The organism is Salinimicrobium xinjiangense DSM 19287, from assembly GCF_000423585.1.
Classification (GTDB): Bacteria; Bacteroidota; Bacteroidia; order Flavobacteriales; family Flavobacteriaceae; genus Salinimicrobium; species Salinimicrobium xinjiangense.
In genome coordinates this window covers 1-13,761 of the sequence record NZ_AUIG01000025.1, presented here as the reverse complement: position 1 = coordinate 13,761, position 13,761 = coordinate 1, and the positions used below count along the sequence as shown (strand labels likewise).

At 38.3% G+C, this 13,761-nt stretch carries 15 protein-coding genes; 2 read left to right on the top strand and 13 right to left on the bottom strand.

The genetic code is table 11. The annotated features are described in order from the left end of the window. Window positions 1-81: 81 nt before the first annotated feature. Window positions 82-924, bottom strand: coding sequence for a mechanosensitive ion channel family protein (locus G564_RS0110385; RefSeq protein ID WP_029037612.1), 843 nt, complete (start codon window positions 922-924; stop codon window positions 82-84). A gap of 153 nt (window positions 925-1,077) precedes the next feature. Next, on the bottom strand, window positions 1,078-1,281 hold the full coding sequence (locus G564_RS0110380) for a dodecin family protein (RefSeq protein ID WP_029037611.1): 204 nt from the start codon (window positions 1,279-1,281) through the stop codon (window positions 1,078-1,080). Between the two features lie 175 nt (window positions 1,282-1,456). Between G564_RS0110380 and G564_RS0110375 the strand changes: the two genes are divergently transcribed. Further along, window positions 1,457-3,736: an inorganic phosphate transporter gene (locus G564_RS0110375; RefSeq protein ID WP_029037610.1), complete on the top strand. Its 2,280-nt coding sequence runs from the start codon at window positions 1,457-1,459 to the stop codon at window positions 3,734-3,736. 86 nt (window positions 3,737-3,822) lie between these two features. Here the strand turns inward: G564_RS0110375 and G564_RS0110370 are convergent, their stop codons facing one another. The 4 genes from G564_RS0110370 to G564_RS0110355 form a co-directional block, all read right to left on the bottom strand. Continuing rightward, on the bottom strand, window positions 3,823-5,667 hold the full coding sequence (locus G564_RS0110370) for a PLP-dependent transferase (protein WP_029037609.1): 1,845 nt from the start codon (window positions 5,665-5,667) through the stop codon (window positions 3,823-3,825). Between the two features lie 122 nt (window positions 5,668-5,789). Beyond that, a complete protein-coding gene (locus G564_RS0110365) occupies window positions 5,790-6,158 on the bottom strand; it encodes a hypothetical protein (protein ID WP_029037608.1) in 369 nt (122 codons plus the stop codon). Beyond that, complete coding sequence (locus G564_RS0110360; protein ID WP_029037607.1) at window positions 6,133-6,828, bottom strand: SDR family NAD(P)-dependent oxidoreductase; 696 nt, start codon at window positions 6,826-6,828, stop codon at window positions 6,133-6,135. The genes G564_RS0110365 and G564_RS0110360 overlap by 26 nt, the downstream gene beginning before the upstream one ends. Window positions 6,829-6,952: 124 nt before the next feature. After that, window positions 6,953-8,104: a porin gene (locus tag G564_RS0110355; protein ID WP_029037606.1), complete on the bottom strand. Its 1,152-nt coding sequence runs from the start codon at window positions 8,102-8,104 to the stop codon at window positions 6,953-6,955. Between the two features lie 574 nt (window positions 8,105-8,678). Between G564_RS0110355 and G564_RS0110350 the strand changes: the two genes are divergently transcribed. After that, entirely contained in the window at window positions 8,679-9,557 is an 879-nt protein-coding gene (locus G564_RS0110350; RefSeq protein WP_029037605.1) for a DMT family transporter, read from the top strand. Window positions 9,558-9,659: 102 nt separating this feature from the next. Here G564_RS0110350 and G564_RS0110345 read toward each other — a convergent pair whose 3' ends face one another. The 7 genes from G564_RS0110345 to G564_RS0110305 form a co-directional block, all read right to left on the bottom strand. Next, window positions 9,660-10,274 (bottom strand): class I SAM-dependent methyltransferase, encoded by a 615-nt coding sequence (locus G564_RS0110345; protein ID WP_029037604.1) that lies wholly within the window; start codon window positions 10,272-10,274, stop codon window positions 9,660-9,662. A 272-nt stretch (window positions 10,275-10,546) separates the two neighbouring features. Continuing rightward, window positions 10,547-11,419, bottom strand: coding sequence for a class I SAM-dependent methyltransferase (locus tag G564_RS0110335; RefSeq protein ID WP_037373840.1), 873 nt, complete (start codon window positions 11,417-11,419; stop codon window positions 10,547-10,549). A gap of 166 nt (window positions 11,420-11,585) precedes the next feature. Next, complete coding sequence (locus G564_RS0110330; protein WP_029037602.1) at window positions 11,586-11,918, bottom strand: HepT-like ribonuclease domain-containing protein; 333 nt, start codon at window positions 11,916-11,918, stop codon at window positions 11,586-11,588. Further along, window positions 11,887-12,222, bottom strand: coding sequence for a nucleotidyltransferase family protein (locus G564_RS0110325; protein WP_029037601.1), 336 nt, complete (start codon window positions 12,220-12,222; stop codon window positions 11,887-11,889). The genes G564_RS0110330 and G564_RS0110325 overlap by 32 nt, the downstream gene beginning before the upstream one ends. A 199-nt stretch (window positions 12,223-12,421) precedes the next feature. Then, window positions 12,422-12,835: a type II toxin-antitoxin system VapC family toxin gene (locus G564_RS0110320; protein WP_029037600.1), complete on the bottom strand. Its 414-nt coding sequence runs from the start codon at window positions 12,833-12,835 to the stop codon at window positions 12,422-12,424. Continuing rightward, window positions 12,832-13,077 (bottom strand): DUF6364 family protein, encoded by a 246-nt coding sequence (locus tag G564_RS0110315; RefSeq protein WP_029037599.1) that lies wholly within the window; start codon window positions 13,075-13,077, stop codon window positions 12,832-12,834. Before G564_RS0110315 ends, G564_RS0110320 begins: the two co-directional genes overlap by 4 nt. A gap of 374 nt (window positions 13,078-13,451) precedes the next feature. Next, the coding region (locus G564_RS0110305) for an integrase core domain-containing protein (RefSeq protein WP_029037598.1) at window positions 13,452-13,761 on the bottom strand (310 nt) is incomplete at its 5' end.

The following is a 13,761-nucleotide window of genomic DNA, read 5'->3' as shown; positions in this document are numbered from 1 at the left end:
TAACTTCGTACCTCTAACTTCGTACCTCTAACTTCGTAAATCTCCCTTCGTACCTCTAATTTCCTGACCACCGATCACTGATCACTGAACACTCTCTTTACTGTGATTGAAAAAATGTACGTCTCGTTGTGGGAATGGGATTGAAATTCCGGCGGCTTCAAGGCGTGTTTTTGCTTCTTCTATGGTGAACCAGTGACAGTCCCAGAAAAATTCATTTTTCGCCCAGAATCTTACGGAAAGGTTTACAGAACTATCTGCCAGTTCTGTAACCACCACTGCAGGTGCAGGATCTTCAAGTATGTTTTCCTGCTCCTTTAAAAGCTCCATAAGAGTGTCCTTTGCCAGTTTGATGTTACTTTCATAAGAGATCCCAATGGTTATGGCGTCCCTCCTTTTATCTTCGGCAGTGTAATTTATGATGTTTTCATTAGAGAGTTCTCCGTTTGGGATGATTGCCAGCTGATTTCCGAAAGTATTAAGTTTGGTGTAGAACATGGAAATGTCTTTGACACTCCCCGAAATTCCGTTAACCTCGATCCAGTCTCCCAGTTTAAAAGGTTTCAGCAGCAGGATAAGCACGCCGCCGGCAAAATTCGAAAGTGAACCCTGCAGGGCAAGACCAATGGCCAGACCTGCCGCTCCCAAAATGGCAATAAAGGAGGTAGTTTCAATTCCCAGCATGCCTACTACACTTATAAGTAGTAGCACCATCAGGATACCATTTACCAGATTGACCAGAAATTTGGTGAGTGCAGGATCATGTCCCCGGTTGGAAAAGAATTTCCTTATATAACCTATGATAAGTTTTATTAGCCACCATCCAATGACTAACCAAAGAATGGCTCCTAAAAGATCTGGCAAAAAACCTAAAAATTGTTCGAGATATTCTTCAGATATTTCTTTGAGATTGTATACTTCTTGCATTAACCAAAATTTGTGGCAAAGGTGAAAGTTTAAAATCTTATACAGGGGCAGGAAATCGTTAAAATATGTTAAAAACCTGGACCTGAGTATGTTTGCCCTAACGAAAAAAACCCTCCGAAGAGGGTTCTGTTAACTAATTAAACTGCGCCTTTATCAGGCATCTACTTCAAACGTTATTTTAACAATAACACGGTAGTCGGTTATGCGGTCACCTTCCACATTTGCGGTTTGGTCTTTAACATAAACAGACCTAATATTTTTTACAGATTTAGCTGCCGTTTTAACTGCATTCTTTACGGCATCTTCCCAGCTTTCAGAAGAGTTTGCCATAATTTCCAATACTTTCATTACTGCCATATCCTTTCCATTTTATTTATTAGTATTTTACTTAAGTGATTGATTATTAAAATACAAAATCTTCAAGGCCTTTGTTCCAAAGAATTGTTAAACATCTAATTTTAATATAAATATCACAGGAAAGGCATAATTCTTCAAATAATCCTTATTTTGGATTACCAAATCGTGGCTTTTAATGGAAGACATTTACATTGTAATGTTAGTTGCACTCTTTGCACTGGCGGTTACAGATCTGGTAGTAGGAGTTAGTAATGATGCCATCAACTTTCTTAGTTCGGCCATTGGCTCCCGTGCTTTTTCCATGCGCAACATTCTTATAGTTGCCAGTATAGGAGTAGGAGTCGGGGCTGTTTTTTCCAGCGGGATCATGGAAGTGGCACGAAAGGGGATCTTCCTCCCTGGGGAGTTCTATTTCGAAGAGATCATGATCATCTTCATGGCAGTAATGATCACAGATGTTCTCCTGCTCGACTTTTTTAATTCTTTGGGACTTCCTACCTCCACCACTGTTTCCATAGTATTTGAGCTTTTAGGGGCAGCAGTAAGTATGGCTGCGATCAAGATCTATAAGGACTCGGGTAATTTTGTAGATATTTTAAATTATATCAATACTTCCAAAGCCACAGAAATAATTATAGGAATACTTCTGGCAGTGGTAGTGGCTTTTATAATTGGAGCCGTGGTGCAGTATTTTTCGCGCCTTATTTTTTCCTTCCAGTTTGAGCAAAAGGTGAAGTATGCTGGTGCTGTTTTTGGCGGAGTTTCCCTTACTGCAATTCTATATTTTATACTGCTGAAGGGCTTAAGTTCTGTAACATTTATACCGGAAGCCTTTCTTAATTATATTGACGAGAATACCTTAGTTATTATTGGTGCCGGCCTCATACTTTTCACACTTTTCTCCCAGGCACTTATGAGTTTCTTCAAGGTAAATGTCTTAAAAATGGTGATTCTGGTCGGGACTTTTTCACTGGCCCTTGCTTTTGCAGGGAATGACCTCGTGAACTTTATTGGAGTACCTATTGCAGCCTGGCAATCTTTTGAATTGTGGCAATCGGCCTATACCTCTACGGGAGTTTTACCTTCAGAATTTCTAATGAGCGGACTCCAGGGAGAAGTTTCAACACCACCTTTCCTGCTGCTTGGAGCAGGAGCTGTCATGGTAATTACGTTATGGTTCTCAAGCAAAGCCAGAAATGTTGTGAAAACAGGAGTTAACCTTTCACGGCAGGGGGAAGTTTCAGAAAGATTTGATCCCAATTTTATTTCCCGCGGAATTGTAAGATATTCGGTAATATTGGGCAATGGCATTGGTGCTATTACTCCCGACGTAATTAGCAGAAAAATTGAAGAAAAGTTTCAGAACCAAAAGGCCTTTTCAAGAGATGATGATGAAACCCCTGCTTTTGATCTTGTTAGAGCTTCTGTGAACCTGGTTGTAGCCAGTATTCTTATCTCGATAGGTACCAGTCTCAAGCTTCCGCTTTCCACAACTTATGTGACATTTATGGTTGCCATGGGAACTTCCCTTTCAGACAGGGCCTGGGACCGGGAAAGTGCTGTCTATAGAGTTGCAGGAGTGGTTAATGTTATAGGGGGGTGGTTTGTTACTGCACTTGTAGCCTTCTCGGCCGCTGCTATCTTCGGCGCCATTATCTACTTCGGCGGGATTATCGCTATTACCGTACTTATAGGCCTTGCAATTTTCAGCATTGCACGCAGTTTTGTTCTCCACTCCCGTAAAGAAAAAGAAAAAGCCAAAACGAAACCCTTCCGAAGAAAGGATATTAGTACCATCAATGACATCGTGGTCGAGAGTTCCAAGAACATCTCCAGTATTGTTTGCGGTGTCAACCAGATGTTCTCCAAAACAGTTAAAAACCTCGGATATTACGATAAGGGCAAGTTGAAAAAGAATAAAAAGTCTATTAAAAAGCTGGAATCTGAAATCGATGAACTTAAACGGAATGTTTTTTACTTCATCAAAACCATTGAAGAAGGCTCCCTGGATTCCAATCGATTTTATATCCTTATTCTGGACTACCTGCAGGACATCGTACAATCTATTGGTTATATCACGAGGAACAGCTATAATCATGTAAATAATAACCACAAGAATCTCAAATTCAATCAGGTAAGGGATCTAAAAAGAGTAGATGATAAAATGCAGGCGCTGTTTGATGAGATCGAAGATATCTTTGCCCAACAGGATTTTGCGCGAATAGATGTGGTTTTGGCCGGGAAACAGGCATTGCTGAATGATGTGGGAGAGCTAATTGAAAAACAGATCAAGAGGATACGTACTACCGAGAGCAGCCCGAAAAATTCTGAACTTTACTTTGGACTTTTACTCGAAACCCGGGATCTTATCACCTCCACAATGAACCTGCTTGAGCTCTACAGGGAATTCAACTTTGCAGTAGAAACCACACGTTTTCCCGGCGTCCGGCCTTGAAAAGTATAATGTAGATGAATCTTCAAAAATGCCATTTTTGAAGGCTTACCCTAAGGTCGGGTGAATGAGGTTGTTCTCTCTCTGCGCTACATTTGCGCAACAAATTCAGAAAAGACTTTCTTATGACGCTCAAGATCTAGATCGGGAGATACAGATACTCTTGCTATATAATCCTTATCGTCTTCTTTCGTGGTTCCCTGGGTGGAGGTTGCAGGTATGGTCCAGTAACATCCTTTTAGTTGCCCATAGCTCACACAATACTTGCTTTCATTGGGAATTTGAGTTATCATCATATTGATCAGCTTTTGATTGAGAGCTCTTTTATAAGATTCCTTTTCTTCATCTGTATTTCCTTTAGTGGGAAGATCGAGGGAGAAAACAGATGGAGTAAACCCTTCCCGGGCTAATTCTTCTGAAACAAAGTTAATTTTCGCTTCCGGTAGCTTCTCCCTTATAAAATTCACAAACTCACGGGTGTTTTTATAAGCGTCTTCGATCCTTTGGTTCATTGAGGGTAATTGCTCTGCCAGTATTTCAACCTGAAGAGCTGTAGCCTCATTATCGCAAAGTACAAGATGCTGTTCTATTTTTTCAAGTAAGGCCTCAGCTTCCTTATTGGTCACACAATATCCGGCAGTACATTTTCCGCCACTTGGAAATTTCGAACCGCTCACATATGATATGGTTTTAATGTTTGACAGTATTCCATCTTCACTCACAAACTGTACATTTGGACAAAACGTTTGATCCAGGATAAAGACGGGATCAATAGCAACTCCCCCGGTCGCAGTTTTGCGTTCTTTCCCTAAAACCTCTTTTAGCTTCTTGAGATCGGGAACTTCTACCCTTGGATTGGTAGGGATCTCGGCGATGATGTAAGGAACCGCATCCTCCATTGAAATTTGATCCAGCACCGTATCTATACTTTGGACCATATCATTATCACCATCCACCGGCAGATCCACCACTTCCACATTTTCGATACAGGCAGCGACCCGTCTTGCCTGGTCATTTGTTCCGCCATAACAATTTGGAGGAACAATAAATCTGATGTCTTTTCCTTTATGTCGTTCAAGAGCCTCGTGAACCAGACCCATCATGATCGCGTACTGCATGGAGAGTCCCGAAGACGCAAGCAGGGCATTGGAAGTCGTGCCGGTGATATTCCTGATGGAATGGATCACGTTTGTTTTATTGGCTTCGGCATTCGTTTTACTTTCTTCGGAAGAAGATTTACCTGTTAACTGTTGCAGGGCGTAATAGGAATTGGCCGGTGTCATGGCTATAGTTTCTCTTCGCCGCACATGCTGAATTTCGGAAATATAAGCTTCATTCTTTTCACCATTTACCAGGAGAACACTTCCAAGCTGTGGGTGAGTATTGATGTAAAAGTCTACACCGGAATTAAGGTCGGCTTCATCCAAATTTTCTACTTCAGAAATAAAAATAGTACTCCCGTCAAAATCACTGATGCCTTCTAAATTCTCAACCTGATTTAACTCAAAATTGTACCCGTAGATCTGTCTTACTACTTCGGCGTCAAAGAATTCCGGTAAATTCTCAGAATACAGGATTCGGGTGTTCTTCTGTTCCAGTAAATTCTTTCTCAATACTGCCAGAACCGGGATCGTTCTGGATGAAAAACTGATGACATTCGCAGGTTGGAGATCATTTATTTCAGCAATTGCCCATTCCAGGATGGAAGATAAAGGATGACCTAGCCGGATATAGTCGAAAGCAGTGGGTAGCGCACTTAGCGCTGAGGTTTCAGTCTTAGTTTCTCTGTATAGGTGTTCAAACTGTTCCAAAAATTCTGTTTTGGCCAGTTCTTCGTTGTAGATATCGAGGCGATGGGTGGTTAATTTCAACCAGTCCGCCGGCATATTTTGCAATACATTTTTAATATAGGGGAGTACTTTATTGTCTTTCATAGCTTTTTTCCTGATAGGCCGGCAAGATAACCTGAATTAGATTTATTACAAAAAGACTAACAGGAGTTTTACATTCTGCCTAAGGCCGGCCATTAAGTAAATAGCATTTTCCGGCTTTTCTCTCAACTTCTCAATCTTGCCAGTTCGGCTTCGATAGAATTATTTAATATTCTGTTTTCAAGTATGAAATTTTCATAGAACTGGATCATTATTTTACTGTGTGCAATGCAATTTGCAAGTACCATTTTAAACTCCTCATCATTCTTTAGCCCTAATGTATCTGCCAAGATCAATTTGCTCAATTCAATTTCAGGATTGTAATAATCTGAATTATTATTTTGTATGCTTTCCTGTGATAATGTCTTCTCCTTATATTGGAAATATTTCAAAAAATAAGGTCGCTTTAGTAAGTAATTAGTTTTAGAAGGGTAATGTGTTCCTGGTTCATCTACTGTACTTTCCGGGCTATTTGATTGTTGAAAATCCTCCATCGACGTGTAAGATTTGACCTGTTATCCAGGAAGAATCAGGAGATAATAAGAATGCAGCAGCGGTGGCAATATCTGTTGCCTTTCCAACTCTCTGCAAAGGATTTAATTTTGACTGGGCAACAGTCTTTTCAGGGGTATTGAGCAGCTTTCCTGCCAATGGGGTATCTGTAAGGGAAGGAGCGATGGCATTCACTCTTATTTTTGGAGCAAATTCAGCAGCCAGTGACCTTGTAAGGCCTTCAATAGCACCTTTGGACATAGCCACCTGCGAATGAAAATTAAAGCCCTGTTTTACAGCCACTGTAGAAAATAGAACTATGGAGGCATCCTGGCTTTGTTTCAGTTTAGGCAGGAGGCTTTTTATGATCTTAGTTGCTCCCAGTACCTGAAGCTTGTAATCATTTATAAAATCCTCTTCTGTAAAACGATGAAAAGGTTTAAGATTAATACTTCCCGGACAATAGACCAGGCCATGAATTTCTTCTGGAAGTTCAGCCAAATCAAAAGTATCATTTAAAACATCGAAATCTTGATACTTTACATTTTCGGAATCTTCTTCAGCTTTATTATTGTTATAGGTAGCAAAAATATTATCTCCTTTCTTCCTTAGTAGATTAACAAGCTCCTTTCCGATTCCTGAAGACCCTCCTATAATTACATAATTTCTCATCTGTATAACTTGTTTGTAATGTCTCAAAACAAAAACACCGAACCTGTTAAAAGGTTTCTGTCCAGTTCCACCTCTGTTGACTTTCTCCAGACCCGGCGAAGTTTGCAGGAATCGCAGCTTGCTTTTACAATAATAGAAGTGGGGCAATTATGCCAACCCGTATTTCATTTTTTGTATAATCTGAAACACCCAGATTTTCTACGGCATAATTTGTATAATCATAATAGCGGCCAATGTAAGCCAGGAAAAAACGGATATCCATAGTTCTGAACGGATTGTAATAAAAAGTTGGGATCATTCCATAGCTCCTGCTAATATGCTCATTATCGGTCCTGAAGTCTGAATAGGCACTGCTGGTCATAAGAGTCAGTAATCCTGAAAATTTAGGGTTGAAGCTATATTCTGCTCTTAGCCAGTTCTCAACATAGAGCACATCTTCAGCCACACGATCCCCGAGAATAGCAGTCATAATTCCTTTTGTATCCACCTCCTCGTAACTGTAATGAAAATCATACATAAGGGTAAGATTCCGGTTTTGGTATTTATGACCTAAGGTAAAAAAGTATGTACCCCTGTTTTTTACCTCATTGGAGTAACTCATGCTGTAAATGGTTTGGAGTTTTTGGTCAAAAAAGCTTCCACGCCAGTTTCCAACAACTGCTACCGGCCAGTCCGGTTCCTGAATATTTTCAGCAACAATATCACCGTATAGATCTTCATAATGCATGGTTCGCGAGTTTAGGACCTGCAATCCAAATTGATGATCCTGCCAGGGTTGATAGGTAATCCCGGCTCCTGTAACAAATGCCAGTGCATTGTTGTAAATATCATTGTATTCCAAGACGTACAACGGGCTGAACTCATATTCATATCCGCCGTAAAACGGACTCATTTTTCCGAGGATCAAATTGAGGGAGGGATCCACCTGGATATCGATGTAAGCCAGTTCAATATTGCTGCCTAAATTGTCAAGAGTTTGCACATCGCCGCCTTTGTTAAATCGGTTTCTAAAACGAAAATTAACCTTTTCGTGCAGCTTTCCGGAAATTCCAAGGGCTGTAAAACCATTCTTAAATTGAACCCCGTTATAATAATTGTCGCCTCCCCTGAATTTATATGCCTGAAACTCCATGCGCATATCGAAGGTGAAATTAATATTCTTAAGAAGTTCGATCTTTTCAACGGGCACCAAAGGTTCCCCCAGACTGTCATTTAGCTGCGAAAACCCCTTAACAGAGGATATTAAAAGAATACTTACTACTAAAGACTTTATCATTAAAATAGAGGAATCAATGAACAAATATTAATGCAGGGTGAGAGCAAAAAAAACTGCAAATTAGATTAAAACCCCGGCGATGAGGTGGCTTTATAAAATTACTAAAAATTAAACAGAATAAACAGTTATGGAGCCTGTTAGGTGTTATTAATGAAATTTAACCTTGTGTTCCAGGTAATTCTATTTTTTGGGCACAGGAAATGAGCCTCAGGCACAGAATAAACTTTAATCCTGAGCTGTTGTTTTTTTAATACAGGTAACCGGAATATGAACTTCATGTCTACAGACCGAATATATTTCAAGCTCCTTTTTCCTCAAATCCTGGTGATCCAAAAACTCCTTTGTTTTAGTATCTTGTCTTGAACAGGAGCTTTAATTCAACTTTAACTGATTTTTTTAAAAACCCTGAAATAATTTTGTGAGGACGGTAACAATTAAGTCATCTCAGGTCTTTTATTTTAGTATTTTCTAGTGCTACTGATGCAGGCCTTTTTTTGAAATGAAAGAACTATTGGGAAGAAAATGTACAGGACATTAGATGCCGTATAGCTTTTTTCAACGCCTATCCACACTAATGAAAAGAGAGACCATTTTCTTGATTGCGGGCTTTGTAATCCTTTGGAATTCCGGTTTTATAGGAGCCGAGTACGGACTACCTCATACAGGTCCATATACTCTTATATTCTGGAGGTATCTCGCTGTAATCATTTTGCTGGCCTTGTACTTATTAGTCAGGAAACGCTTCAAATGGGTAGGTTGGAAGGTGGCATCGCTGAATATGCTGATAGGTTTTTTAGCACACGGGGTGTGGCTCACCTGCGTCCTCCTGGCGCTGGATAAAGATGTACCGGCGGGGATAGTGGCTCTAATCGTAGCTTTACAACCTATGGCAACCGGTGCTCTTTCCGGGTATGTGACCGGGGAAGAAACAGGTTTGTACCAATGGCTGGGTTTGGTGTTGGGATTTATCGGAGTGGTGCTAACGGTGGCTTTCCGGATAGACTTTAGCAGTTCAGGCTCAATATTTGGGTACCTCATTCCGTTGGGTTCTGTTACAGCGATCACTATCGCTACTTTGATCCAGCGAAAAATGGAAATTGGAAAGGGAGAAGCTAAACTACCCCTCGATCTGACTCTTTTTTATCAAGGCCTTGCAACTGCGCTTGCTTTAGCTTTACCAGCTATTTTTATAGAAGATCTGACTACTGAGTGGGTGCCGGAATTTATTTATGCCATGGTTTGGCTCATTCTGGCTGTTTCCCTGGGAGCCTACTATTTGATGTGGCGATTGATAGAGCGGCTGGATGCTACGAGGGTGGCCAGTCTGTTTTACCTGGGACCCCCGGTGACCATGTTCATGGCCTGGCTGGCATTCGGGGATCAGATAAAACTAATGGACGGAGTGGGAATGGCGGTGGTTGCTGTTGGAATACTATGCACCCAGAAAAAGTAATTATCGGGCAGTAGAATTATTATTTTTAGTTATTATTTTAAAGGAACTTAAAGAAGTGCTCTTTGGACTTATATGTCTTTATGAGGAACCTTTAATAGACAATTATTTCACACATACAACCATCCAATGTTTTTCAGTTGGATCTTCTTGAGGTTCGTTAATTTCTTTCGCCTCTATCATATTGTAAGGGCTAAACTCTCCTTTAATGGACGCTGCATCATAAAAGTAAAGGTTTAGTCCTTGTGGGGAATGGAAGGTGTTTTTTTCTATTTCTTCTCCCAAACCAAATCGCTTGTCGTTTATAGATAAAGCCACAAAAACCATTATTCCATTTTGCATTAATTGAGAATAACAGGCGTCAATTAATTTAATTCTTTGGGCCTTGTTCAATAGATGAATAAGTGAATAACAGTAGATTGACTGATATTGGATCTTATCAAATGGCATGGCAGTAACAGAACCGTGATGAATTATTACATTACTTCCAAAATATTTTCGGGCCCTTGCAATCGCTGTTTTAGATATTTCAATTCCGGTTACCTCAATCCCTTTATCGTAAAACACCTTTGCATTTCGTCCATATCCAAAGCCTGGAATTAATATGCTTATTATATTATTTTTCTGCATTAATTCAAGTACCGTGCGTGCGTTGTCAGCAGGCTGCTCTCCCCACATTATTTCATTACTTTTATAGACAGATTCCCAGAATTCATTCATAGATAGATTTTTTTCTGGTAACCAAGGTATTCAAAATTAAAATCTTAGGAGTATTTTCATAGGGGGGTACACCATCATTTGATATTGTCAAAGCTGAGATTACTTTTTTCAATAAAAGGGAATCACCTTCAATAGGCCACAACGGTCCCGGCTATGTATAGTTACGTACGTAGGAACATAACTTTGCAAATACCCACCAAACTGAAAATGCCACCGGCATTTTCAGAAGTAAGCAAGAAAAAGCAATTACTTATAGCCATTGTTGGCAGAAGTTATTTTTTTCTTATCCACAGATTCCCGCCAGTATTTTTATAAGTTAGTGGCATGTTTTTAAATGCATCTTTAAAGTGTCTATGAACATATTGCGAAAAAAGCAATATTTCAAATTCGCTATTATAACTTAAAAACGCTCTTAAAAGGTAATCCTCATTCCAATTTCGGCCTCTTAGAATCCATTCTTTTGGATATTCAAAAGGATAAAAAACATCATGAAAGTGAATTATTACACCTGATTTTAGGTTGGGTAAAATTTTAAATAGTTCAAAATTTACGTCACTACCTGCTTTTGATACATGACTGCTATCAATAAATAAAATGTCATTTTCTTCTAATTCACAAAACACTTCAATAGGTATTTTTTGAACCTTAGTATTAAAAACTTTACACGAATTTTCATCATAATCTTTTAAAAGGCTTAACAGTAATTTAGGGTAGGGTTCAATAAAAGTATAGCTTGTACCCATTTTAAAAATTTCTTTTGTATCAAGCATTAAGGCCGATGAGAATCCTGAACCAATTTCTATAACCTTTTTAGGATTAAAATGCCTAATAAATGAATAGAGCATAATACCATCAGTATATCCATAGGAATTATTATTGAAATAGTATCTTTTGTCAGAAGATGCTTCCTCTTCAAAGGGCATTTCATCATAATATTTCTCAAATTTATTTAATAGAGAAATTTGTTTTTCAGGATTCAAATTAACTCCAGATAATGTTTTACTCTCAGCTTCTTGCCATGTTTGATCTTCTAGTTCTAAAAAGTCATTTTTAGATATGATAGGAGAATAAAAATGCCCTAAAGGATAACGATTAAGCGGTTTATATTTTATACTCTTAATTAATAAATATATTTGTTTTATCATTTGATTATTTTATTTTTTAATTCAATTTTGACTAACGTCCCGAATAACGCAAGTGCGGAGTTGGGGAACGAAATTGATCTTTTAATTTCTATTTTTAAAGGTATTCAAAAATGCCATTTTGACGGGTCAGCCGCATTTGTGTTACCGTTGTTGGCAACTGGCCTTTTTACTCGGATAGATTCTGAATTTCCTTTTGTAATTCAGGTAAGTGTCTTTTAATTATTACCCAGACTATTGCATTGTCAATACTATCATAGGCGTGTATAAGTCTGTTTCTAAACCCAATAACTTGTCTATCATTCTGAATTAGTAAATCAGGCTCCAGTTGCTTGAGTTTGTTAAGTGCTTCACCTGTTATTGCAAGTTGTCTTTCTATTGCGCTTTGGGTTTTTAAGTCGTTTTGGTAAGAATCAAAATCGGGTGTATCAGCTACAAAATTTTGGATTAAATCAATAGCCATTATTATATCAGACAGATATTTCTTGCTTTTTTCCATCATATATTAGAACTTTTGTAGCGTCTATATTTTTTCTCAATATTGGGTTCTTCACAGAAGTTTGAGTAAGTAGATCCACTTTTCTCTGAAAAAATTCTTCCAATTTGTCCCAAACGGCTAATAATTTTTCTCCTCGTTCTAAAGGATCATTTTCATCGATTTCAATCAGTAAATCAATATCACTTGTATTTTCGTCAAACTGATCTGTAGTAGCTGATCCAAAGGCATACAGATTTTTCACATTGTATAACCTACACAATGTGGTAAATTCTAATAATTTGGCTCGAACGCTATCCTTTATTTTCATAAGACTAATATAATCAATTTAATATTGAGAAGAACAGATTCAATAGGAGTGGTTATCGGCTTGTTGCCAACGTCCCGAATAACGCCAGTTGCGGCTTGGAGACTTGAATTTGTCAGTTAATGACAGTTTTATAATGGTACTCAAAAATGCCATTTTTGAGAGGTATTCCGCATGTGTTAACCGTTGTTAGCCACTGGCATTATTTCCGAGCTAAGAATTCTTTCGCGGTTAAAACAGGAATTTTTGAGTTCTTAAAGTCTTTTTTGTTTCGTGTTATGATTATATCTATTTGATTTTCGATCGCAGAATAGTACTGAAGTCCGTCCTCAAAATCTGGAAAATTGTCATCACTTAATGCTAATTCCATTATTTTATCATCTAAACTCAATAATTCAACAAGCACTTTAAATTTTCTCAAGATTTCTCTCGCTTCTTTTGAAGATTTAAGTTTTGTAAGAATATAATTTGTGTTGGCAAATGTCAAAGAGGAAATTGTAAGTTCCAGTTCCTTTTTGTCCGCACGAGAAAATAGTTCGGCAGCCTCATCATAGAACTCATCTCTCTTTGCAAGTAAATCTATGACGATATTTGTGTCAATTAGTAACCTGCTCATTTGTATTTCTCTATCAAATAGTCAGCATACGCATCTTTGACATCAAAATCCTTATCAAGTGATATCACTCCGCTCAAACTTTCAACAAGCGGTGTTATTTCTGCTGAATTACTTTTTCTTTTGGTAAGTGTCGTCAGATATGATTCGATGAGTTTAGATAAACTAATATTATTTGATTTAGCATAATTTTTAGCATTATCGATAATCGTTTTATCGAGACTTAATGTGAGTTTTTTATCCATAACAATTTTATTTTACGTACAAAATTATAAAATTATTACGTAATCCAATTTGGTTTTGGTTTTTTTGCTTGTGGCTAACGTCCCGTATAAAAACTGTGCGGGCTGGCGAGCGTGATTGTCCGCAGGACAATCCTCTGAGCTAGCGAGCACGGGGTTTCGATTCAAGATGGTCTTAAGCATTGTTTTTATACGTTGTTAGCACACGTCTTTATTCCAGTTTCTTGTAATGATAATGTGTGTCGAAAAAATCATCCTTTTCTTTGTAAATCAGTCCCTCTTTCTCCAGCTTAATAATTAAATAAATTCGATTTCCCAAAGTTAGAGTTGAATCTTTAAGACGGTAAGTCGCTTTATATTCATTTTGTAAGCTTCCCCTAATTAGAACTGCTTGATGATATAAAATTATTGTTTTTGGTTTTATCTGTAGTCGCTAATAGAGAATTATATTCTGCATATTCTATTGGAGCCATTTTTCCTAATGCATCGTGAGGTCTTTGATTATTGTAATCATCGATCCATACCTGTGTTTGTTCTCGTACCTGATCCAGATCTTCAAAAATGTATTTATTTAAAACTCCTCTTCTATAACTTCCATTGAATCGTTCAATGAAAGCATTCTGTGTAGGTTTTCCTGGCTGGATATATTGGAAGTCGATTCCATGCATCTGACTCCATTCTGAAGCT